The sequence below is a fragment of the Limnobacter sp. genome (assembly GCF_043511195.1).
Classification (GTDB): Bacteria; Pseudomonadota; Gammaproteobacteria; order Burkholderiales; family Burkholderiaceae_B; genus Limnobacter.
Genome location: NZ_CP121330.1, coordinates 1,063,742 through 1,083,943, shown reverse-complemented (window position 1 = coordinate 1,083,943; position 20,202 = coordinate 1,063,742). Strand labels below are relative to the sequence as shown.

The 20,202-nt window shown below is 52.4% G+C and carries 26 protein-coding genes and 1 tRNA gene; 8 read left to right on the top strand and 19 right to left on the bottom strand.

The annotated features are described in order from the left end of the window. Positions 1-8: 8 nt before the first annotated feature. Positions 9-1,211 (bottom strand): alkane 1-monooxygenase, encoded by a 1,203-nt coding sequence (locus P0D43_RS05305; RefSeq protein WP_341237261.1) that lies wholly within the window; start codon positions 1,209-1,211, stop codon positions 9-11. A 181-nt stretch (positions 1,212-1,392) separates the two neighbouring features. On the opposite strand from P0D43_RS05305, the gene P0D43_RS05300 reads away from it, so the two are divergent. From P0D43_RS05300 to P0D43_RS05270, 7 genes are all read left to right on the top strand, one after another. Next, positions 1,393-2,037 carry a TetR/AcrR family transcriptional regulator gene (locus P0D43_RS05300; protein WP_159568198.1) on the top strand — a complete coding sequence of 215 codons (645 nt, stop codon included), beginning with the start codon at positions 1,393-1,395 and terminating at the stop codon, positions 2,035-2,037. 127 nt (positions 2,038-2,164) lie between these two features. After that, positions 2,165-2,908 (top strand): response regulator transcription factor, encoded by a 744-nt coding sequence (locus P0D43_RS05295; protein ID WP_394673443.1) that lies wholly within the window; start codon positions 2,165-2,167, stop codon positions 2,906-2,908. A gap of 54 nt (positions 2,909-2,962) precedes the next feature. After that, a complete protein-coding gene (hemA, locus tag P0D43_RS05290) occupies positions 2,963-4,231 on the top strand; it encodes a glutamyl-tRNA reductase (RefSeq protein ID WP_394673442.1) in 1,269 nt (422 codons plus the stop codon). After that, entirely contained in the window at positions 4,232-5,314 is a 1,083-nt protein-coding gene (prfA, locus tag P0D43_RS05285) for a peptide chain release factor 1 (RefSeq protein WP_159568195.1), read from the top strand. Then, a complete protein-coding gene (gene prmC / locus P0D43_RS05280; protein ID WP_159568194.1) occupies positions 5,311-6,174 on the top strand; it encodes a peptide chain release factor N(5)-glutamine methyltransferase in 864 nt (287 codons plus the stop codon). Before prfA ends, prmC begins: the two co-directional genes overlap by 4 nt. 102 nt (positions 6,175-6,276) lie before the next feature. Further along, complete coding sequence (grxD, locus tag P0D43_RS05275) at positions 6,277-6,609, top strand: Grx4 family monothiol glutaredoxin (RefSeq protein ID WP_159568193.1); 333 nt, start codon at positions 6,277-6,279, stop codon at positions 6,607-6,609. 53 nt (positions 6,610-6,662) lie between these two features. Beyond that, positions 6,663-7,265 carry a UbiX family flavin prenyltransferase gene (locus P0D43_RS05270; RefSeq protein WP_159568192.1) on the top strand — a complete coding sequence of 201 codons (603 nt, stop codon included), beginning with the start codon at positions 6,663-6,665 and terminating at the stop codon, positions 7,263-7,265. 12 nt (positions 7,266-7,277) lie between these two features. On the opposite strand, the gene P0D43_RS05265 is transcribed toward P0D43_RS05270, so the two are convergent. The 8 genes from P0D43_RS05265 to P0D43_RS05230 all read right to left on the bottom strand — a co-directional run bounded on the left by P0D43_RS05265 (position 7,278) and on the right by P0D43_RS05230 (position 13,558). Further along, entirely contained in the window at positions 7,278-8,144 is an 867-nt protein-coding gene (locus P0D43_RS05265) for a class I SAM-dependent methyltransferase (RefSeq protein WP_394673441.1), read from the bottom strand. Between the two features lie 452 nt (positions 8,145-8,596). Next, a tRNA-Thr gene (locus tag P0D43_RS05260) sits at positions 8,597-8,672 on the bottom strand. A gap of 14 nt (positions 8,673-8,686) precedes the next feature. After that, complete coding sequence (locus tag P0D43_RS05255) at positions 8,687-9,229, bottom strand: ClpXP protease specificity-enhancing factor (protein ID WP_159568191.1); 543 nt, start codon at positions 9,227-9,229, stop codon at positions 8,687-8,689. A gap of 46 nt (positions 9,230-9,275) precedes the next feature. After that, positions 9,276-9,878, bottom strand: coding sequence for a glutathione S-transferase N-terminal domain-containing protein (locus P0D43_RS05250; RefSeq protein ID WP_008247910.1), 603 nt, complete (start codon positions 9,876-9,878; stop codon positions 9,276-9,278). A 75-nt stretch (positions 9,879-9,953) separates the two neighbouring features. Beyond that, on the bottom strand, positions 9,954-10,709 hold the full coding sequence (locus P0D43_RS05245) for a cytochrome c1 (RefSeq protein WP_159568190.1): 756 nt from the start codon (positions 10,707-10,709) through the stop codon (positions 9,954-9,956). Positions 10,710-10,763: 54 nt separating this feature from the next. Beyond that, on the bottom strand, positions 10,764-12,029 hold the full coding sequence (locus tag P0D43_RS05240) for a cytochrome bc complex cytochrome b subunit (protein WP_159568189.1): 1,266 nt from the start codon (positions 12,027-12,029) through the stop codon (positions 10,764-10,766). Between the two features lie 25 nt (positions 12,030-12,054). After that, the gene (gene petA / locus P0D43_RS05235) at positions 12,055-12,660 is read right to left on the bottom strand and encodes a ubiquinol-cytochrome c reductase iron-sulfur subunit (protein WP_394673440.1); all 606 of its coding nucleotides are present in this window, start codon (positions 12,658-12,660) and stop codon (positions 12,055-12,057) included. 145 nt (positions 12,661-12,805) lie between these two features. Then, complete coding sequence (locus P0D43_RS05230) at positions 12,806-13,558, bottom strand: Nif3-like dinuclear metal center hexameric protein (protein ID WP_394673710.1); 753 nt, start codon at positions 13,556-13,558, stop codon at positions 12,806-12,808. A gap of 32 nt (positions 13,559-13,590) precedes the next feature. Here P0D43_RS05230 and P0D43_RS05225 point away from each other — a divergent pair, with 32 nt between their 5' ends. Continuing rightward, on the top strand, positions 13,591-14,745 hold the full coding sequence (locus tag P0D43_RS05225) for a Do family serine endopeptidase (protein WP_159568187.1): 1,155 nt from the start codon (positions 13,591-13,593) through the stop codon (positions 14,743-14,745). A 25-nt stretch (positions 14,746-14,770) separates the two neighbouring features. Here P0D43_RS05225 and tatC read toward each other — a convergent pair whose 3' ends face one another. Genes tatC through hisB form a run of 10 tightly spaced genes read right to left on the bottom strand, consistent with a single transcriptional unit; the run spans position 14,771 to position 20,197 of the window. Next, positions 14,771-15,508, bottom strand: a complete 738-nt coding sequence (gene tatC, locus P0D43_RS05220) for a twin-arginine translocase subunit TatC (protein WP_394673439.1) — start codon at positions 15,506-15,508, stop codon at positions 14,771-14,773. A 15-nt stretch (positions 15,509-15,523) separates the two neighbouring features. Then, on the bottom strand, positions 15,524-15,949 hold the full coding sequence (gene tatB, locus P0D43_RS05215; RefSeq protein WP_341237250.1) for a Sec-independent protein translocase protein TatB: 426 nt from the start codon (positions 15,947-15,949) through the stop codon (positions 15,524-15,526). A gap of 24 nt (positions 15,950-15,973) precedes the next feature. Next, on the bottom strand, positions 15,974-16,210 hold the full coding sequence (gene tatA, locus P0D43_RS05210) for a Sec-independent protein translocase subunit TatA (protein ID WP_159568184.1): 237 nt from the start codon (positions 16,208-16,210) through the stop codon (positions 15,974-15,976). A gap of 35 nt (positions 16,211-16,245) precedes the next feature. Continuing rightward, positions 16,246-16,602: a histidine triad nucleotide-binding protein gene (locus tag P0D43_RS05205; protein WP_394673438.1), complete on the bottom strand. Its 357-nt coding sequence runs from the start codon at positions 16,600-16,602 to the stop codon at positions 16,246-16,248. A gap of 22 nt (positions 16,603-16,624) precedes the next feature. Continuing rightward, a complete protein-coding gene (locus P0D43_RS05200) occupies positions 16,625-16,963 on the bottom strand; it encodes a phosphoribosyl-ATP diphosphatase (RefSeq protein ID WP_159568182.1) in 339 nt (112 codons plus the stop codon). 13 nt (positions 16,964-16,976) lie between these two features. Continuing rightward, positions 16,977-17,402: a phosphoribosyl-AMP cyclohydrolase gene (gene hisI, locus P0D43_RS05195; RefSeq protein ID WP_159568181.1), complete on the bottom strand. Its 426-nt coding sequence runs from the start codon at positions 17,400-17,402 to the stop codon at positions 16,977-16,979. A 12-nt stretch (positions 17,403-17,414) separates the two neighbouring features. After that, positions 17,415-18,179, bottom strand: coding sequence for an imidazole glycerol phosphate synthase subunit HisF (gene hisF / locus P0D43_RS05190; protein WP_159568180.1), 765 nt, complete (start codon positions 18,177-18,179; stop codon positions 17,415-17,417). Continuing rightward, on the bottom strand, positions 18,179-18,928 hold the full coding sequence (hisA, locus tag P0D43_RS05185; protein WP_159568179.1) for a 1-(5-phosphoribosyl)-5-[(5-phosphoribosylamino)methylideneamino]imidazole-4-carboxamide isomerase: 750 nt from the start codon (positions 18,926-18,928) through the stop codon (positions 18,179-18,181). The genes hisF and hisA overlap by 1 nt, the downstream gene beginning before the upstream one ends. 52 nt (positions 18,929-18,980) lie before the next feature. Next, positions 18,981-19,613: an imidazole glycerol phosphate synthase subunit HisH gene (gene hisH, locus P0D43_RS05180; RefSeq protein WP_159568178.1), complete on the bottom strand. Its 633-nt coding sequence runs from the start codon at positions 19,611-19,613 to the stop codon at positions 18,981-18,983. Next, a complete protein-coding gene (hisB, locus tag P0D43_RS05175) occupies positions 19,610-20,197 on the bottom strand; it encodes an imidazoleglycerol-phosphate dehydratase HisB (RefSeq protein WP_341237248.1) in 588 nt (195 codons plus the stop codon). Before hisB ends, hisH begins: the two co-directional genes overlap by 4 nt. Between the last annotated feature and the right edge of the window lie 5 nt (positions 20,198-20,202).

Sequence of the window (20,202 nt, the reverse complement as noted above, 5' to 3'; positions counted from 1 at the left end):
CTCTCCTTTTACGCTGCAGCGCGGTTGAATTGTTGGTTGGCTTGCTGCCCCAACTGAGCCGACTTCAAACCTTTCATTCCACTTTTTACACTGGCCTCAATGGCCAGTTTTTTCTCTTCAGGCGTAGCGAAAGTTTCATCCCAGTGATTCAGCAAAGGTGTCATTGCCTTTTTGTACAGCGGTGGCACCAAGGCCAGCAAAATTGTTCCTAAATATCCCGTTGGCAACATGGGCGCATGGCGATAACTGCGCAAGTTCCAGTATTCCTGGTCTGCCTCAGCATGGTGGTGTGAATGGCGTGTCAGCGCATACAACAGTGCTGTCGATACCGAGGCATTGGTATTCCAGCTGTGGCGTGGCTCTACCTTGTCTTCCGGGCGACGAACAATGCCGTAATGCTCCATGTAGTTCACGATTTCAAGCAGGGTTTTGCCGCCCGCACTCATGATCCAGAACATCACCATGCCAACCCAGCCGCCGATGTAAAACGAAGCGGCAAACAAACTCAGACTCATCAAATTGCCACGCATCATGCGGCTGTGAACAGGGTTCCACACCGACCGGTTGAACTTCGCCAAACGCTGCTTTTCCAGTCTCCATGCCGACTTGTAACCGCCAATGGTACTTTTCAGTACAAAGCCATACACATTTTCACCGCGCTGCGCCGTGGCTGGGTCAGCGGGTGTACCCAGGTTTTTGTGGTGGCCGTACACATGCTCAATCGCAAAGGAAGCATCGCAAGTAAACGCCAACATCCAGCGTCCCAAAATCATATCGCGCAGGCTGTAGGTTCTGTGGGTCAACTCGTGGCCCACGTTTGTGCCGCCAGCACCAAACAAGAACGCTCCGGCCACTGCACCAACAAACCACTGGTACCACGTGGTGTCAGCCTGCAACTGCAAACGATCATACCCAAAGGTACTTTTCATGAACCCGTCAATGCCCAGCACGTCCACAGGCCCCACCGCCCAAGTGAAGCACAACGTCACCCACATCAAAATCGGCAGGGTCAGCCACAGCATCAGGTTCAGAAAAAACTCCCCCTCCATGCGTGGTTCACTGCGGTCGTCTGGCAACAAAATATCACCCAGTGCAACCACCAATACCAAAGCAGCAATACCGGTGTACATCCAGGCACCGCCTTGCATCATGGCGTGCATGACGCCAATGGCGATCACAGGAAATGTTGTGAATTTAAGGTAATGCAACATGTGAGGTCTCCCGTTCAAAAGTGCCCTCTGATTATTGAGTGTGGGGCTTGGTCTATCCCTGATGCTTCGCATGTTAACAACTGTTAACATGCTCGTCAATACCCTTTGTCATCAATTGGATAAAACTTCTAAATCACGGATTCATAACAGCTGTTCGGGTTTTGGTTATAATCAGTCGCTTATGACATCCTCTGCATCAACCGTCCATGGACGCACCCGGCTTATTGAGGCTGCGCTAAACCTGAGCTATCAAAGGCGAAGTTTCTCCAGCCTTGGCATTCGCGAAATTACCCGCGAGGCGAAACTGTCTGCACCCGCTTTTTACCGCCACTTCGAAGACCTGGCCGACCTCGGCACGGCGGTCATTCTGGAAGTAGAAAAAGCTGTACTGGACGCCTTCACTGAAGTACGCATGAGTACCGCCAAAGAAGCGGACCTCGATATTCGCCCCATGCTGGTCAAACGGTTTTTTGACTGGGCAGCCGACAATCCAAAACCCGTGGTGGTTGGCGCTTCCGAGGCATTCGGTGCACTTGAGCGCATGCGGGATGGACTGAAGAAAACAATTCGAGCGATTAGTGAAGACATTTGCAGCGACAATCGAATTGCCGCCCTGCTGCCTGGCCTACCCAAAGAAGAAATGATCGAAGTGCTCGAGGTCTTGGCTCAAAATGTGCTGTTCATGGCCGTTGAATATGTCGAGAAGCCCGATCAACGGCAGGCTATTTATGACAAGGCGCTTCGCATCGTGGCTGTCATTTTTGCTGGCGCCCACGCCACCCACGCCATGAAGCTGGAACAGGAAAGCGTTCGGATTCCTGATTGATAAATCAGCCCAACTTGCAATTTAACAAAAAAGCAACATTGTGTTTCACAGTCTGTTTAAAGGATTAAACTGTCAACACACAAATTAACATTGTGGTAACAATATCCCAAAAGCAGGAGCCACACCCATGCGCATCGCTATACTTGAAGACGACCTGACACAAAGCGAAATGTTGCGCTGGGTGCTCGAATCCGTAAACCACAAATGCCATTGCTTTGCCACATTCAAAAGCTTCCAGACTGCGCTGTACCGCGACAGTTTCGACCTGGTGCTGCTCGATTGGGTGTTGCCCGACAGCTCAGGCCCCAAGGTGATGCACTGGATCCGCGACACACTGCACATCAAAGTACCCGTACTCTTTATTACCTCAAAAACAGACGAAGAGAATATTGTTGAAGCCCTTAACGCAGGGGCTGATGACTACATGATCAAACCCATTCGTCGCGGCGAACTGGTTGCCCGTGTCAATGCCCTGTTGCGTCGCGCCTACCCTGAACTGACCGCGCCCGAGGTATTTGAAATTACCGACCTGAAATTTCATCCCAAGTTTTCAACCATCGTGCGCCACACCAAACGCGTGGTCATGACCCAGAAAGAATTCGACTTGGCCTTGTTGCTATTTCGCAATCTGGGCAAACCACTGTCACGTTCACACATTCAGGAAACCGTGTGGGGGCGCGACACCGACTTGCCCTCCCGAACCATGGACACTCACATATCCCGCGTGCGCTCCAAGCTGGCTTTGCGGCCAGAACAAGGTTTCAGATTAACACCCGTGTACGGCTTTGGTTACAAGTTGGAGCAAGTTGATCACGAAGGCAAATCGGCTGACCTCGCAAAAATCAAACGCCAACTCGCCGAGAACGATTGAGGGCGTATTCGCCATAGCGGGTTATAATGAAGAGTTTTCCGCCCAGTAGGTATTATGGAGCTTTTCGCAGTCGGCCTGAATTATCAATCCGCACCGCTCGCACTTCGCGAGCGCTTGGCGTTTCCGGCCGAACAATTGCAAGAGGCCTTGCGCGCACTGGCGCACCGTGTTCAAGCCCCTGAAGCGGCCATTCTTTCTACCTGCAACCGCACAGAAGTGTATTGCGCAGCCAGCAACATTGAACAGCTCAAAACCGACTTGCTGGAATGGCTCGCAACCAACCGCAACATTCCCACCACCGAACTTGGCCCGCACCTGTACATACTGCCGCAACAGGAAGTGGTGCGACACGCCTTTCGGGTGGCCAGCGGGCTCGACTCCATGGTGCTGGGCGAGGCTCAAATTCTGGGCCAAATGAAGCAAGCCGCCCGTACCGCCGAAGAAGCAGGCACGCTGGGCCAAATGCTGCATCAGCTGTTCCAGCGCACGTTCTCTGTGGCCAAAGAAGTGCGCTCGCACACCGAGATTGGCGCACACTCGGTGTCCATGGCCTCCGCTGCCGTGAAACTGGCCAGCCGTATTTTCGGTGACCTCAGCAAACGCAATGTGCTGTTCATCGGCGCAGGCGAAATGATCCAGCTGTGTGCCACCCACTTTGCTGCACAAAACCCAAAAAGCATCACCATTGCCAACCGCAGTGCAGACCGCGCCAACCAACTGGCCCAAACCCATGGAGCCGGTGTCATTGGCCTTGCACAAGTGCCCGAGCAACTTGCGAAAAGCGACATCGTGATTTCCTGCACTGCCAGCACTTTGCCCATCATTGGTCTGGGCATGGTTGAAGCAGCCTGCAAAAAGCGCAAACACGAACCCATCTTCATGCTCGATCTTGCAGTGCCACGCGACATCGAAGCCCAGGTCAGCAAGCTCGACGACGTCTTCCTCTACAGTGTTGACGACCTGAGCCAAATTGTTCAGGAAGGCCGAGAACAACGCGCAGCCGCTGTCGAACAGGCCGAAGCCATTATTGAGTCGCAAGTTCAGGGGTTTATGCGCTGGATGAGCGAACGCTCGCTGGTCCCCACCATACAAGACATTCACCAGAAAGCCGACGACATCGCCCAACTAGAACTGGACCATGCCCGTAAACAGCTTGCCAAAGGCACTCCAGCAGATGAAGTGCTTCAACTGATGGCCCACCGCATGAGCGCCAAATTCATGCACGGCCCCATGCAAGCCTTGCACCAAGCCAGCCCGGCTGAACGCGAAGCCCTGTTAAAGTGGCTACCCCAGCTATTCAACATTAAAAATACCGACAAATAGATGAAAGACAGCATGCGGAACCGGCTAACGCGCCTTGCCGAGCGCCTTGCCGACCTTGAAGATTTTTTGTCGTCACAGAATGCTGCCAACGACATGGTGCAGTTCAAAGCCATCACGCGTGAACGCTCTGAGTTGCTGCCTGCCACCGAGCGCTTTGCTGAATATCAAAGCCTGGAAGCCGACCTGAACACCGCTCGCGAATGGCTTTCCGACCCCGACATGCGCGACATGGCCCGCGAAGAAATTGCCCAGAACGAAACCAAACTTGCGCAACTCGAAGCCGATCTTCAACGCCTGTTGCTACCCAAAGACCCCAACGACCACCGCAATGCCATGCTTGAAATTCGGGCTGGCACGGGGGGCGATGAATCAGCCCTGTTTGCTGGCGACCTGTTTCGCATGTACACCCGCTACGCTGAGCGTCAAGGTTGGCAAATAGAAATCATGGGCGCCAGTGAATCGGAATTGGGTGGCTACAAAGAAGTGATTGTCCGCCTGGCTGGCGAGAATGTGTACAAACACCTGAAATTTGAATCGGGCGGTCACCGCGTTCAACGCGTGCCTGCCACCGAAAGCCAGGGACGTATTCACACCTCAGCCTGCACCGTAGCAGTGATGGCCGAACCCGACGAAGCAGAAGTCGTTGAAATTAACCCGGCCGATTTGCGAATCGACACTTACCGCGCCAGCGGCGCAGGCGGTCAACACATCAACAAAACCGACTCGGCGGTGCGAATCACCCACCTGCCCACTGGCCTTGTGGTGGAATGCCAGGACGAACGCAGCCAGCACAAAAACAAGGCCAAGGCCATGAAAGTGCTGAATGTTCGCCTTCAGGACAAAATCGACCGTGAGCGACAGGCCGCAGAAGCTTCCGAGCGGCGCAGCCTGGTAGGCTCTGGCGACCGCTCCGAGCGCATACGCACCTACAACTTCCCACAAGGGCGCATGACCGACCATCGGATCAACTTGACCCTGTACAAACTCGACTACATCATGGACGGGGATTTAACTGATCTGATGAACGGCCTGACAGCCTTCCACGAAGCAGAACTGCTGGCTGAAATAACCGCCAAAGAATGAGTACATTGCCCCAACCCACCATTGAATCGGTATTGCAACAAACCCGCGAAGAGACCGGGTTGCCAGCCAGCGAACTTCGAGTATTAATGACCTTTATCACCGGCTTTGACCGTGTGAACCTGGTCACCAAAGGCAATCGGGCATTACCCATGGATCAGCTCAGCGCATTTAAATCGCTGGCAGCCAAACGCCAACATGGCGAACCCATCGCCTACCTTGTGCAACAAAAAGAATTTTACTCCCGCAACTTTTTTGTTGATTCCCGCGTGCTGATTCCCCGCCCGGAAACCGAAGAACTGGTTGAACACGCACTGGGCTTTCTACAAAGCAAATCCACCGAGAACCTGCTGACGCGCGTACTCGACATTGGCTGCGGCAGTGGCGCCATCGCATTATCACTCGCGCTTGAAAACCCCATACTCGAAATAACAGCCACCGACATCTCGGCCGACGCGCTCTGGGTTGCGCAATACAATGCCAATGAACTGGGTGCAAAAAATGTGCGTTTTGTACAATCTGACCTGTTTGCGAATCTGTTGAATCAAACGCCACCACTGGCCTTTGACCTGGTTTGCAGCAACCCGCCCTACATTGAACAGGGCGACGAACACCTTTCGCAAGGTGACTTGCGGTTCGAGCCCAAACAAGCCTTGACCGACGGCGGAGACGGCCTTCACTTTTACCGTGAAATAGCCCGGCACAGCCCAAGCCTGTTGCGCGCAGGCGGCGGTGTACTCGTAGAACACGGTTATAACCAGCAACAAGCAGTGAAAGCCTTGTTCTCCCAGCCGCCATATGTGCATGTTCAGGGCTTGCCCGATTTGGCCGGTACCCCCCGTTTTGTATTTGCCCACATCTAATTTGCACAGCAAATGCACGCAAGGCATTGAAAACGAGCGTTTTATACCCACATCCATTACACTACAGGGTTGTAGCAATTTATCTCTTTGAAAGGAAGTTTTATGAGCGTTCGCGATTCCATTCACGAAACCGTCACCAGCCACCCCGTGGTTTTGTTCATGAAAGGAACAGCCCAGTTCCCCATGTGCGGGTTTTCTGGTCGCGCCATTCAAATCCTGAAAGCCTGCGAAGCGGAAAAAGTAGTCACAGTGAACGTACTGGACGACCCCGAAATTCGTCAAGGCATCAAAGAATACGCCAACTGGCCAACCATCCCACAGCTGTATGTGAACGGTGAGTTTTTGGGCGGTTGCGACATCATGACCGAGATGTATCAAAACGGCGAATTGCGAGCATTGATTGCAACCGCCAATGCATCCACCAAGTCTGAATAAATCGTGAAACAGGTCGCACCATTCTCCGTGCGGCCACTTCCGGGCACCCCATCTTGAGCAGCACCCTTCCCCCACAGTTCACACAATCGATCACGGTTGCCATCACAGGTGCCAGTGGCGCCTTGTATGGCCTGAAAATCCTTGATTTACTGCGGGCACGTGGCGACACGGAAATTCATTTGGTGGTGTCTTCTTCCGGCTGGCTCACGCTGGCCAGCGAAAGCGATTTGACCAAAGAAGAAATTGAAGCCAAAGCACACGTCGTGCACTCGCCGAAACAAGTGGGCAACTGCATCGCCAGTGGGTCTTACCCGTCCATGGGCATGGTGATTGCACCTTGCTCCATGCACACGCTAGCAGCCGTGGCACATGGCTTGTCAAATAACTTAATTACCCGCGCAGCCGATGTGGTGCTGAAAGAACGACGTCGCCTGGTGTTACTACCCCGCGAAACGCCACTGAACCTGGCTCACTTGCGCAACATGGTCAGCGTGACTGAAATGGGTGGCATTGTCATGCCACCCGTGCCTGCGCTGTACCAGCGCCCTGCCAGTATCGATGCCATGGTCACCGACACAGCTCAACACGCCCTGCAACTCCTGGGGCTGCCCAATACGCAGCGCAACGAGTGGCAAGGCTTGAGAAACACCAACTAACGAATGAATAGCTCAGGCAGGTACGTGAAAACGTTGCTGCAAGCCCTCTTCTCCGTCCAATCCAAGCTCCGCCAACATATCGTGCAATCGTTGGGCCGCTTTTGGATTCGACCGCTGGTGTTTTTTTGCAATAATCAGCTCGTTTTTCATCGAGTGCTCCCACCCCACCAGCTCTGTCACGGTCACTTGGTAACCATGTGCCTCCAGTTGCAAACAACGCAACACATTGGTTAACTGACTACCAAACTCGCGAGTGTGCAGCGGGTGACGCCACATTTCGACCAAACTGGTTTTGCCGAGTTGACTGGCTTTGTTCTTGCGCAAATGAGTAGCCACCTCCGCCTGGCAACACGGCACCAGCACCATGAACTTCGCCTGTTTTTTCAAACCAAATGAAATTGCATCATCGGTGGCCGTGTTGCAGGCGTGAAGCGCAGTGACAATGTCGACTGTTTCAGGCAAATCAGGGTGATCTGTGGTCTGCGCCACTGGCAAATTAATAAACTGCATACCCGTATCAAAGCCAAGATGTTCCGCAAGCGTATTCGACTTGTCCACCAACTCCTGTCGGGTTTCAACGCCCGCCACCACCGCCCCTTCCGGATTTTGCTTAATGTACAAGTCGTACAAAATGAAACCGAGATAGGATTTTCCTGCGCCATGATCGACCAGGTACATGCCACCGTCATTGGCTTTGCGCACCTCTTCAATCAGCGGCTCAATAAAATGAGTCAGGTGGTACACCTGCTTCAGCTTCCTTCGGCTGTCTTGGTTAATCCCGCCATCACGCGTCACAATGTGGAGCGCCTTCAACAGTTCAATCGACTGGCCTGGCTTAAGCTCCAATGCGTCTAAGGGATTCTTCTTGGGTTTGGGCATGGTGTTTGGCTGCATTGAATTCAATGCGCACAGTGTAAAGGGTTTAAGCGCAGTCGGCATTGGGTGTTGCTTGCTTGTCAGCTGGTTTAATAGCCCAATCGGCGACGGTGGTAGAAAGACGCTGAGGTCGGTGACGCGGAGCTGAACTTGCAAGTGGTCGCACGATGACCGGTCAGAAAACTTGCCGGCTTGGCGCGCCGAGACAAACGATAGCGCCCTGGCGCGAAAGACAAGACCCGACCGTTACTTTTGGAGGGCTTGGCCTAGTGCAGACTCAAGCAGACAGGCCGAAATGCCAAGTTTTCGGGTAGCGGCGACCCTTCAAGTTCAGCGAAAAAGTCGCCAATGACATTCGAAACAAGTAACCCACACCGAGTTGACAAGAAATCCGAATGTGGCGCATTCAAAACAAAAACAAACCAGGATGATTTCCCGAGATACCGGGAGAAGAATGGTGCCGCTTGTCGGATTCGAACTGACGACCTACCGCTTACAAGGCGGTTGCTCTACCAACTGAGCTAAAGCGGCACTTAAGAGAAGCGCTATTTTACTCGAGTCAGATGATTCTTTTTCTTCTGACCGGGTTTTTTTGGTGTTTTTTCATCAGATTTATCTGATTTAGTTACAGACAATGGCTTAGAGTCCTCTGAAACACCTGAAACAGAGCGCAAACCTGCTGGCTTGGCACCCGAATCATCAGAGACCGGCTCGTCGTCTTCATCAAGAACAAACTGAACTGCTTCGCTACCATCGCCCTCAATCTCGGCCAATGGCTTGAGCACTTCAAACGCCATACCATGACCGTTTTCGCGGGCATAAATAGCACTGATCTGTTCAATCGGCACAAAAATCTCACGCACCACGCCGCCAAACCGTGCTTCGAACTCAACCGCTTCGTTGCCCAAATTCAATTTGTTCGTCGCCAAGGGAGAAGTATTCAACACAATCTCCCCGGCCTTCACAAATTCTTTGGGCACTTGGGTTTTCTCGTTCACAGCAACGGCAAGGTAAGGCGTGTAGCCATTGTCGACGCACCATTCGTGAATGGCTCGAATCAAATAAGGCTTTGTAGATACTTCAGTCACTGCTTTGTCCTCGACGTTTCTGGCTTGCTACTCAATCCGCATCCAATTAACGACGCATCACCTTCTCAGAGGGTGTCAATGCATCAATAAATGCGGGCTTGGCAAAAATACGCTCAGCGTACTTCATCAGTGGTGCGGCAGACTTGGGTAGTTCAATACCGTAGTGCTCCAGGCGCCACAGCAAGGGGGCCAAAGCAACGTCCAGCATTGAAAAGTCTTCACCCAACATGTACTTGCTTTTCAAGAACACGGGCGCCAATTGCGTGAGTTGTTCGCGAATGGCCGATTTGGCTTTGTCCATTGCCTTTGGATTGCCAGCTTTCTCCAACACACTCACGTGTTGAAAAAGTTCGCGCTCAAAGTTGAACAGAAACAGACGGGTACGGGCACGCATGACTGGATCGGCAGGCATCAACTGAGGGTGCGGAAAACGTTCGTCAATGTATTCATTGATGATGTTTGATTCATACAGAATCAAATCACGTTCTACCAAAATTGGCACCTGGCTGTAAGGATTCATCACACTGATGTCATCAGGCCGATTGAACAAGTCAATGTCCTTGATCTCGAAATCCATGCCTTTTTCATGCAAAACGAACCGGCAACGTTGAGAAAACGGGCAAGTCGTTCCAGAGTAAAGAACCATCATAATGTTGTCATCCCAAAACAAAAAATGGCCGGGGCGAGCAAACGCCCCAGCCTGTACACGATTAAGCCAAATAGCTTACTTGATGTCTTTCCAGTATGCGGCGTTCAAGCGCCATGCAAAAATGGTAAACACGCCAAAGAACAACAGCACAATTACGCCCAACTTGAAGCGATCTTCGCGCACAGGCTCAGCCATAAACACCAGAAAACTGGTGAGGTCGGCCATGGCCTGATCATATTCAACCTGATTCATGGTGCCAGGTTTTGTCTGCTCGAATCCAACGAACTGCTGGATTTTCTTTTCTGCATCATGCGGATCAGCCACCTCTTCGTACTTGGCGATTCGCTCGCCCTGCAATTCCCAAAGCACATGAGGCATACCCACATTCGGGAAGGCCATATTGTTCCAGCCTGTTGGCTTGGATGGGTCGCGGTAATACGTGCGCAAATAGGTGTAGATGTAATCAGCACCCGGGCCGTTCGAAGATGCGCGTGAACGCGCGATCAACGACAGATCGGGAGGTGCCGCACCAAACCATTGCTTGGCATCTTTGGCATCCATTGCAATGGTCATGGTGTCGCCCACATTTTCCGTGGCAAACATCAGGTTTTCCTTGATCTGCTCGTTTGTCAAACCGATGTCGCGCAAGCGGTTATAACGCATGCTTTCAGCAGAGTGACAATTCAAACAATAATTAGAGAACAACTTGGCACCGCGCTGAAGCGCTGCCATGTCATTCGTCAGATCAGGCGCTTTATCCAGTGGATAGTTACTGCCCGCACTGAAAACCAGTGAAGGAACAAGCGCCAACAAAGCCAGTAGTTTTTTCATTATTTAATCCCTATCTTGTCCAGTTCGTCGTCCAGTCAGCTCAGTGCGCATGACTTAGTGCGGTTGAAACACAACACGGTCGGGCACAGGCTTGAATGTTCCAAGCTTGGACCACCATGGCATGGCCAGGAAGAACAGGAAGTAATACAGGGTACCGATCTGGGAAACGATTTGACCAATGTCTGATGGCGGCTTCACACCCAGGTAACCCAACACAATGAAGTTGATCACAAACACCGCATAAATCCACTTGTGCAGCGCTGGGCGATAACGGATTGACTTCACCTTGCTCTTGTCCAGCCAAGGCAGGAAGAACAGGATCACAACCGCACCACCCATGGCCACTACACCCCAGAATTTCGCATCCAGCCCCAGGAACGGGAATGTGATGGCGCGAAGAATGGAGTAGAACGGTGTGAAATACCACACCGGCGCAATGTGAGCAGGCGTCTTCAGTGGGTCAGCCGGAATGAAGTTGTTGTATTCCAGGAAGTAACCACCCATCTCGGGAGCGAAGAACACAATGGCGGAGAACACCATCAGGAATACGCCCACACCAAGAATGTCGTGCACTGTGTAATAGGGGTGGAATGGAATACCGTCCAAAGGCTTGCCATCAGCGCCCTTCTTTTCCTTGATTTCAACACCATCGGGGTTGTTTGAACCCACTTCGTGCAAAGCCACCAGGTGAGCTGCCACCAAGCCGAGCAATACCAACGGAATGGCGATGACGTGGAAAGAGAAGAAGCGGTTCAAGGTTGCATCGGAAACCACATAGTCACCGCGAATCCAGATGGCCAAATCGGGGCCAATAACAGGAATTGCCGAGAACAGGTTTACGATTACCTGCGCACCCCAGTAGCTCATTTGACCCCATGGCAACAGGTAGCCAAAGAATGCTTCAGCCATCAGGCACAGGAAAATTGCAACACCGAAGATCCAGATCAGCTCACGGGGCTTGCGATAAGAGCCATACAACAGGCCACGCATCATGTGCAGATAAACCACCACGAAGAACATGGAAGCGCCTGTGGAGTGCATGTAACGCACCAGCCAGCCCCAAGGCACATCACGCATGATGTATTCCACAGACTGGAAAGCCTTGGCCGCATCGGGTTTGTAGTGCATGACCAGGAAAATACCAGTCACGATCTGAATCACCAGCACCAACAAGGCCAGTGAGCCGAAGAAATACCAGAAGTTGAAGTTTTTGGGCGCATAGTACTCTGACAAATGCGCTTTGTAGGTCGATGTCAGGGGAAAGCGCTGGTCAATCCAGCCCAACACGCCTGTCGTTTCGACTTTTTTGTCTGCCGCCATAATTACTACTCCTCGCTCTCAGATGTCAGGCGTTGTTCTCGTCTACACCGATCAACAACCTGGTGTCTGACAAATATTTGTGGGGTGGCACTTCCAGATTGTACGGTGCTGGCTTGCCAGCATATACGCGGCCGGCCAGGTCGAAGGTTGAACCGTGACAAGGACAGAAGAAGCCGCCTTGCCAGTCATCAGGCAAGCTCGGCTGAGGACCTGGCTCAAAACGGGCAGAGGGCGAGCAGCCCAAGTGTGAGCAAATACCCACCGCCACCAAATATTCGGGCTTGATTGAGCGATGAATGTTACGTGCATACTCTGGAGTCAATTGATCAGGGCTACGCTCGGAATTGGGATCGGCCAATTGATCATTCAGCTCGGGCAAAGCCTCGAGCATTTCAGGATCACGGCGAACCACCCAAACTGGCTTTCCGCGCCATTCGACAGTTTTCATGTCGCCTGGCTGCATGCCAGAAATATCAAGCTCAACGGGCGCACCGGCTGCTTTCGCGCGCTCGGAGGGTGCCATTGAAGTCAGAAACGCGCCGCCAGTTGCCGCAGCCGCTACACCACCCGCTGCGCCGCAAGCGATCATCCATACGCGACGTTCTTTGTCTACAGGTTGATTATTGCTCATCAAAATAACCCCGAAAGTAAAATCCAGTGATCCATGCAACCGGAGATTGTACCCTAGCAAGCTGAAAACAAGGAACAGTTTTGGGGAGAATTTCCATCAAATGCTGAATGTACAGATACATTTGCTGCCATACATTAGAAAACATCTAAACAGCAACAAACAAATCCCGGAAAATCACTTCAATACCGTAGCGCTGTGCAATCCATTCGCCCAAGGCCTTCACGCCACATCGTTCCGTTGCATGGTGGCCTGCCCCCAACAAGCTGACATTGCATTCGCGTGCCACATGAACAGCCGGTTCCGACAGCTCCCCGGTCAGGTACAGGTCTGCCCCCTGTAATGCAGCCTCCTCGACATAACCCGGCGCGCCGCCCGTACACCAAGCCACCGTACTGACCAACCGTTCCGGATCGTCGTTTCCCTCAACTTGAACATGGTGCCCCAGCACGCTGCACACCCGACCCACCAATTCTTTCAAAGGCTGGGGCGAAGGTAGATCACCCATGTGAATCAGTCCTTTGTCACCCACCACACGCGTACTGGGCCAACCGAGCATTTTCCCGAGCTGGGCGTTGTTACCCAACTCCGGGTGCTTATCCAGCGGCAAATGGTAAGCAAATACATTCAGGCCATGGGCCAGAGCCAACTGCAGGCGCTCTTTGCGAAAGCCCGTGATCACTTGCGGATCGCCTTTCCACATCAGGCCATGGTGTACCAAAACGGCGTCAGCATTTAACTCAACGGCCAGCTTAATCAGCGCTTTCGAGGCTGTAACCCCCGTCAGAACCCGTTGAATCTGGGGCCTGCCTTCCAACTGGAGACCATTTGGGCAATAATCTGACATGCGAGCCTGATCCAGCAATTCCCGCAAGTCATGTTCCAGCACATTCCGATCCACTGAAGCCAACGGCGCACCCCTGCATTCTTGATATGTTGAAAAAACTCTGGCTGACCTTCGCTCAGGCCTTAACCGTACTTCTTGCATTGTATTTCATCACCGAAGTACTGCGCCCTGAATGGACGCCCAACTGGCTTCAAAAGCCAGCTTACCAAACCGCCCAACCACAAGGCGTTGTCGGCTATCGGGAAGCCGTGGACAAGGCCATGCCTGCGGTGGTGAACATTTTCACCAGCAAACGGGCCAACAACATGCCCAAACACCCTTTTTTCGAAGACCCGGAAATCCGGAAGTTTTTCGGGGATGAACTTGAAGAACAGTTTGAAGAAGAACAGCAGGCTTCCAGCCTGGGTTCGGGTGTGATCGTCAACAGCGAAGGGCTGATTGTGACCAACCAGCACGTGGTTGAGGCGGCCGATGAAATCGAAGTCAGCCTGAACGACGGCCGAACCACCAAAGCCGAGCTGGTAGGAACCGACCCGGAAACCGATCTGGCAGTACTTCGAATCAAACTCGACAACCTGCCCAGCCTGAAATTTGCGGCCGAAGAGGCAGTCAGGGTGGGCGATGTTGTGCTGGCCATGGGCAACCCTTTCGGTGTGGGCCAAACCGTGACCATGGGAATTGTGAGTGCCTTGGGTCGCAACCACGTGGGCATCAACACCTTTGAGAACTTCATCCAGACCGATGCGGCAATCAATCCAGGTAACTCGGGCGGCGCGCTGGTGGACACTGCGGGCAACCTGTTGGGCATCAACACGGCCATTTACAGTCGCTCTGGCGGCTCTTTGGGTATCGGCTTTGCCATTCCTGCAAAAACTGTGCAGGGTGTGCTGAATCAGATCGTACGCACAGGCACAGTAACTCGCGGCTACATTGGCGTAGAACAGCAAAACATCACTGAAGAACTGGCCTCAGCGTTCGACCTGCCTCAAAAAGACGGTGTCATTATTGCCGGCATTGTGAAAGATGGCCCCGCAGACAAAGCGGGCCTGAAGGTGGGCGATATTCTGTTGAAACTGGACGACAAAAAGATTACTGACACCACGCAGATGCTGAATCAGATTGCGGCCTATGCGCCCGGTGAGAAAAAATCGGTAGAGCTATTGCGGGATGGCAAGAAAGAAAGCATCACAATTGAGATTGGTGTTCGACCCAAGCCCGGTGACTTCCTGAAACGACGGTAAAAAAACCGGGCTGTTCGTACCCGGTTTATTCCATAATTTGCTGACGCTGTTTGCCAATCACCTTGGCAAACAAAATGCCCACTTCGTACAGTATGCAAATGGGAATTGCCAGAAACAACTGGGACATCACGTCGGGCGGGGTCACAATGGCCGCAATTACAAATGCAGCCACAATGACATATCCGCGCACTTCCGCCAGTTTCTCAACGGTAACCACGCCCAGATACACCAATACAACCACCACAATCGGCACTTCAAACGTCATGCCGAAGGCCATGAGCATGGTCAGTACAAAGCTCATGTAGGCCTCGATATCTGGCGCGGGCGTGATGCTTTGAGGCGCAAAGTCGTTAATGAAGGCGAATACCTTGCCAAACACGATGAAGTGACAAAACGCGATGCCCAGCAAAAAAAGCACGGTGCTGGAGAAAATAATGGGCAAGGCCATTTTTTTCTCGTGCACGTACAAACCCGGCGCAATAAAAGACCAAGCCTGGTAAAGCAATATAGGCAGAGAAATGACAAACGCCACCATGGCGGTCAACTTAACCGGCACCATAAATGGGGTGATCACGCCAGTGGCGATCATCTTGGTACCTTCGGGCAATGCACTTTGAATCGGCAAGGCCAATAAATCAAAAATGTAGGCCGCGCCTGGGTAGGCCATCAAGGCCACAAACACAATCAAAAACCCGATTACAGCGCGCAACAAACGGTCGCGCAGCTCTACAAGGTGACTGACAAAATTTTCTTGCTGACTCATTACCCATGCACCTTGTTATTTGGCCTCGACCTTGGGAGCGGGTCCCACGGCATGCTCTGGCGCTGGATCTGCCGCCTTGGCAGGTGACTGTGTTGTGGATGACTTGGTGGTCTCAGCAGCCAGTTTGCTGCTTTCCAGCTCGGCGATGTCATCTTCAATGGACTTCACCGATTTGTTCAAATCAGATTCAGTATCCCGAAGCGTGGTTTGAACATCGCCTTCTACTTTGCGCGCAGCAGTTTGCATTTCTGCCTGCAACTTGCGCAACTCATCAATTTCCATTTCCCGATTGATTTCAGACTTGACGTCACTGACGTAACGCTGGGCTTTGCCCAACAAGTGGCCAACGGTTTTGGCCACTTTGGGTAATTTTTCAGGACCTATCACCAGCAGCGCGATCACTGCGATGATAAGCATTTCCGAGAACGCAATGTCGAACATGCTGCACGCCGCAAAAAAGGGAAATTAGCTGGAAGATTTCTCTTTCGCTTCTACGTCGATCGTATCGGACTTCTTGGCATTGCCATCGGCCAGCTTGGCTGCATTTTGCTCGCCTTCCGTACCGGCTTCTTTCATGCCGTCTTTGAAACCCTTGACAGCTCCGCCCAAGTCCGAGCCGATATTGCGCAGCTTCTTGGTGCCGAACACCAACATCACGATAACCAGCACGATTACCCAGTGCCAAATGCTAAATGAACCCATAATCTACTCCTGATTTGTGTCTGAATCTTGATCAGTTACAAGGCTGGCATGCCAAGCATGACGCCCAATGGCTTATCTGAACCAAGAATGTGTACATGAACATGATACACCTCTTGGCAACCTACCCTTCCCGTGTTGACAATGGTTCGGAAACCATCGTCACACCCTTCTTGCTTTGCCAGTTTTCCAGCGATTGTCATGATTTTTCCCATGACAGGAATATCCTCCTCAGAGGCATCAGTCAGCGTGGGAATGTGCTTTTTAGGAATAATTAAAAAGTGCACGGGCGCAGCAGGTTTGATGTCGTGAAACGCGAGGATATCCTCGTCTTCATATACTTTTCTGCTAGGGATTTCCCCAGCGATGATTTTGCAGAAAATACAATCTGACATGTCTTGTCCCTTTTGCGTGTTTTTACTTGGGTCGATTGGCCTTTTCGACCAAACCCGACAACCCCATGCGACGATCAAGTTCAGCCAGCACATCCGAGGCCTGAAGCCCGTGCCAGCCCAGCAATACCATGCTGTGAAACCACAAGTCAGCCGTTTCGGCGATCACTTTGTCGGGGTTCTGGTCTTTAGAGGCCATGACCAGCTCACAGGACTCCTCGCCAATCTTTTTCAGAATTGCATCTTGCCCTTTGTGGTGCAACTTCGCCACATACGACTGCTCGGGGTTGCCTTGCTTACGCTCTTCCAACACCCGCGTTAGACGTTCGAGCAAATCTCCAGACGCTTTTTCAAGGTCAGCCATGCCTGTTCATTCCTTATTTTTTGCCGTACATGTCGGAAGGGTTTTTCAACACAGGGTCTTTGGCAACCCACTTGGGCCTTTCACCTTGAGCACCTTCCAGCGCGTAATAAAAGCAGCTTTCACGACCTGTGTGACACGCGATGCCACCCACTTGCTCAACCATCAGCACCAGTACGTCGCCATCACAATCCAGGCGAATTTCCTTGACCCTTTGCTGGTTGCCCGATTCTTCACCTTTGTGCCAGAGCTTACCGCGCGAACGTGAAAAATACGTTGCAAAACCCGTGTTGACAGTAATTTCCAAGGCCTCGCGGTTCATCCAAGCCACCATCAGTACGCGCTTGGACGCATGGTCTTGCGCCACCACATTGACCAAACCCTTGTCATCAAAACCGACACTGTCCAGCCAGTTCTCGGTGATCACTACATCTTTACTCATGGCATGGCCCCTTTACAGCCGAACAGTAATGCCGGCCTTGGCCATGTGGGCTTTGGCCTGCTGTACCGTGTATTCACCATAGTGAAAAATGCTGGCGGCCAACACTGCACTGGCTTTGCCCTTGATAACACCATCAACGAGATGATCAAGATTGCCCACACCGCCGCTGGCGATTACAGGAATGGTGACCGCATCGGATACAGCACGGGTCAATTCAAGGTTAAAGCCAATTTTGGTGCCATCGCGGTCCATGCTGGTCAACAGCAACTCACCTGCGCCCAAGGCCTGCATTTTGCGCGCCCACTCAACGGCATCCAGGCCTGTGGGTTTGCGACCACCATGGGTATACACCTCCCAGCCGGGCTCGCCATTGCTTTTTGCTTTGGCATCAATGGCCACCACAATGCATTGCGAACCGTACTTGGTCGCAGCCTCAGCCACCAACTCGGGGTTGGTGACCGCAGAGGTATTGATGCTGATTTTGTCGGCACCTGCGTTCAATAGCCTGCGCACGTCCTCGACCTTGCGCACGCCGCCGCCCACCGTCAAAGGAATGAACACTTGACTGGCCACAGATTCGATGACGTGCAAAATCAGGTCACGGTCATCCGATGATGCCGTGATGTCCAGAAAAGTCAGCTCATCGGCACCCTGATCATCGTATCGGCGTGCGATTTCAACGGGGTCCCCCGCGTCTCGCAACTCAACAAAATTGACACCCTTGACCACCCGGCCCGCAGTTACATCGAGGCAGGGAATGATACGGCTTGCAAGCATTAGTAGGACTTTCCGTTCAATTCATCGGCCAAAGCCTGGCCTTTTGCGAAATCCAGCGTGCCTTCGTAAATCGAGCGACCACAGATGGCACCCATTACACCTTCGTGCTCAACGCCGCACAGCAGCTTCACATCGTCCAGATTGGTAATGCCGCCGCTGGCAATTACCGGAATGGTCAATGCATTGGCCAAGCGAACCGTGGCTTCAATATTCACGCCACCGAGCATGCCGTCACGGCCAATGTCAGTGTAAATAATGGCCTCTACGCCGTAGCCTTCGTATTTCTTGGCCAGATCAACCACGTCGTGTCCGGAAATTTTGCTCCAGCCATCGGTGGCTACCTTGCCGTCTTTGGCGTCCAGACCCACAATAATTTGTCCGGGGAAAGCACCGCAAGCATCGTGCAGGAAGCCAGGGTTCTTTACCGCGGCTGTGCCAATGATCACATAGCTCAAACCGTCATCGAGGTAACGCTCAATGGTGTCGAGGTCTCGAATACCACCGCCAAGCTGAACGGGAATTGCCCCACCCACCGCGTCAAGAATGTCGATGATGACCCCCTCATTCACGGGCTTGCCCGCGATCGCGCCATTCAGGTCGACCAGGTGCAGGCGGCGTGCGCCGCTTTGTACCCATTTCATGGCCATTTCGACCGGGTCTGCCGAGAAAATGGTGGCATCGTCCATATTGCCTTGCTTCAGGCGAACACACTGACCGTCTTTCAGGTCGATTGCTGGAATGAGTAACATGAGACTGTGTTGTTAACTATTCAAGTGGGTGAAAAAAATGATCGATAAAAAATCAGGGGTTCCATCTCAAAAAGTTGGAATACAACCTTAGGCCGTCTTCCGCACTTTTTTCAGGATGAAACTGTGTTGCAAAGATGTTATCCCGTGCAATGGCGCAGGTAAAGCGAACACCGTAGTCAGTTTCACCTGCAACGTGTTCCGGATTCAAGGGGTTGACGTGATAGCTGTGTACAAAATAGAACCAGGCACCATTCTCAATGCCTTCCCACATGGGATGCTTCACGCGCTGATTCACTTGGTTCCAGCCCATGTGTGGCACTTTCAATCCGCACTCCACCGTTAGCCTGGGATCAAACTTCACCACATCACCAGGAAACAGGGAAAGACAATCTGCAGGCCCTTCGGCACTGCGCTCCATCATCATTTGCTCGCCAACACACACGCCAAACAAAGGTTTTGATTCGGCAGTGCGGTACACCGCGTCCATCAAGCCTGATTCGCGCAGGGCTTTCATGCAATCGGGCATGGCGCCCTGACCCGGCAATACAACACGACTGGCCCGGTCGATTACGGCGGGATCGTCGGTGATCTGAATTTCCTGATTGTCGAGCTTTACATGCTGCAAGGCTTGGGCCACCGAACGCAAGTTACCCATGCCGTAATCAACAACGGCAACTAGACTCACAAAGCACCTTTGGTACTCGGAATGGCACCCTGCTGACGTTCATCAATGGCCACCGCCATGCGCAAGGCACGACCAAAGGCCTTGAACACGGTTTCGCACTGGTGGTGTGAATTCACACCCTTCAGGTTGTCGATGTGCAAGGTACACAGGGCATGGTTCACAAAGCCCTGGAAGAATTCAAACACAAGATCCACATCAAATGCACCAATGCTGGCACGCGTGAACGGAATCTCCTGATGCAAACCAGGGCGACCAGAAAGATCGATCACCACACGTGACAGGGCTTCGTCCAACGGCACATAGCTATGGCCGTAACGAACGATTCCTTTTTTGTCACCCAAAGCTTTGGTGAATGCCATGCCCAAGGTAATGCCAGTGTCTTCCACGGTGTGGTGTGCATCAATGTGCAAGTCACCCTTGGCCACAATATGCAAGTCGAACAGGCCGTGGCGCGAAATTTGTTCCAGCATGTGGTCCAAAAACGGCACACCGGTGTCGAGGTGGCGTTCACCTGTTCCGTCCAGATTAATTTTGACGGTGATCTGGGTTTCCAGGGTATTGCGGGTAACTTCTGCGGTTCTCATGATTG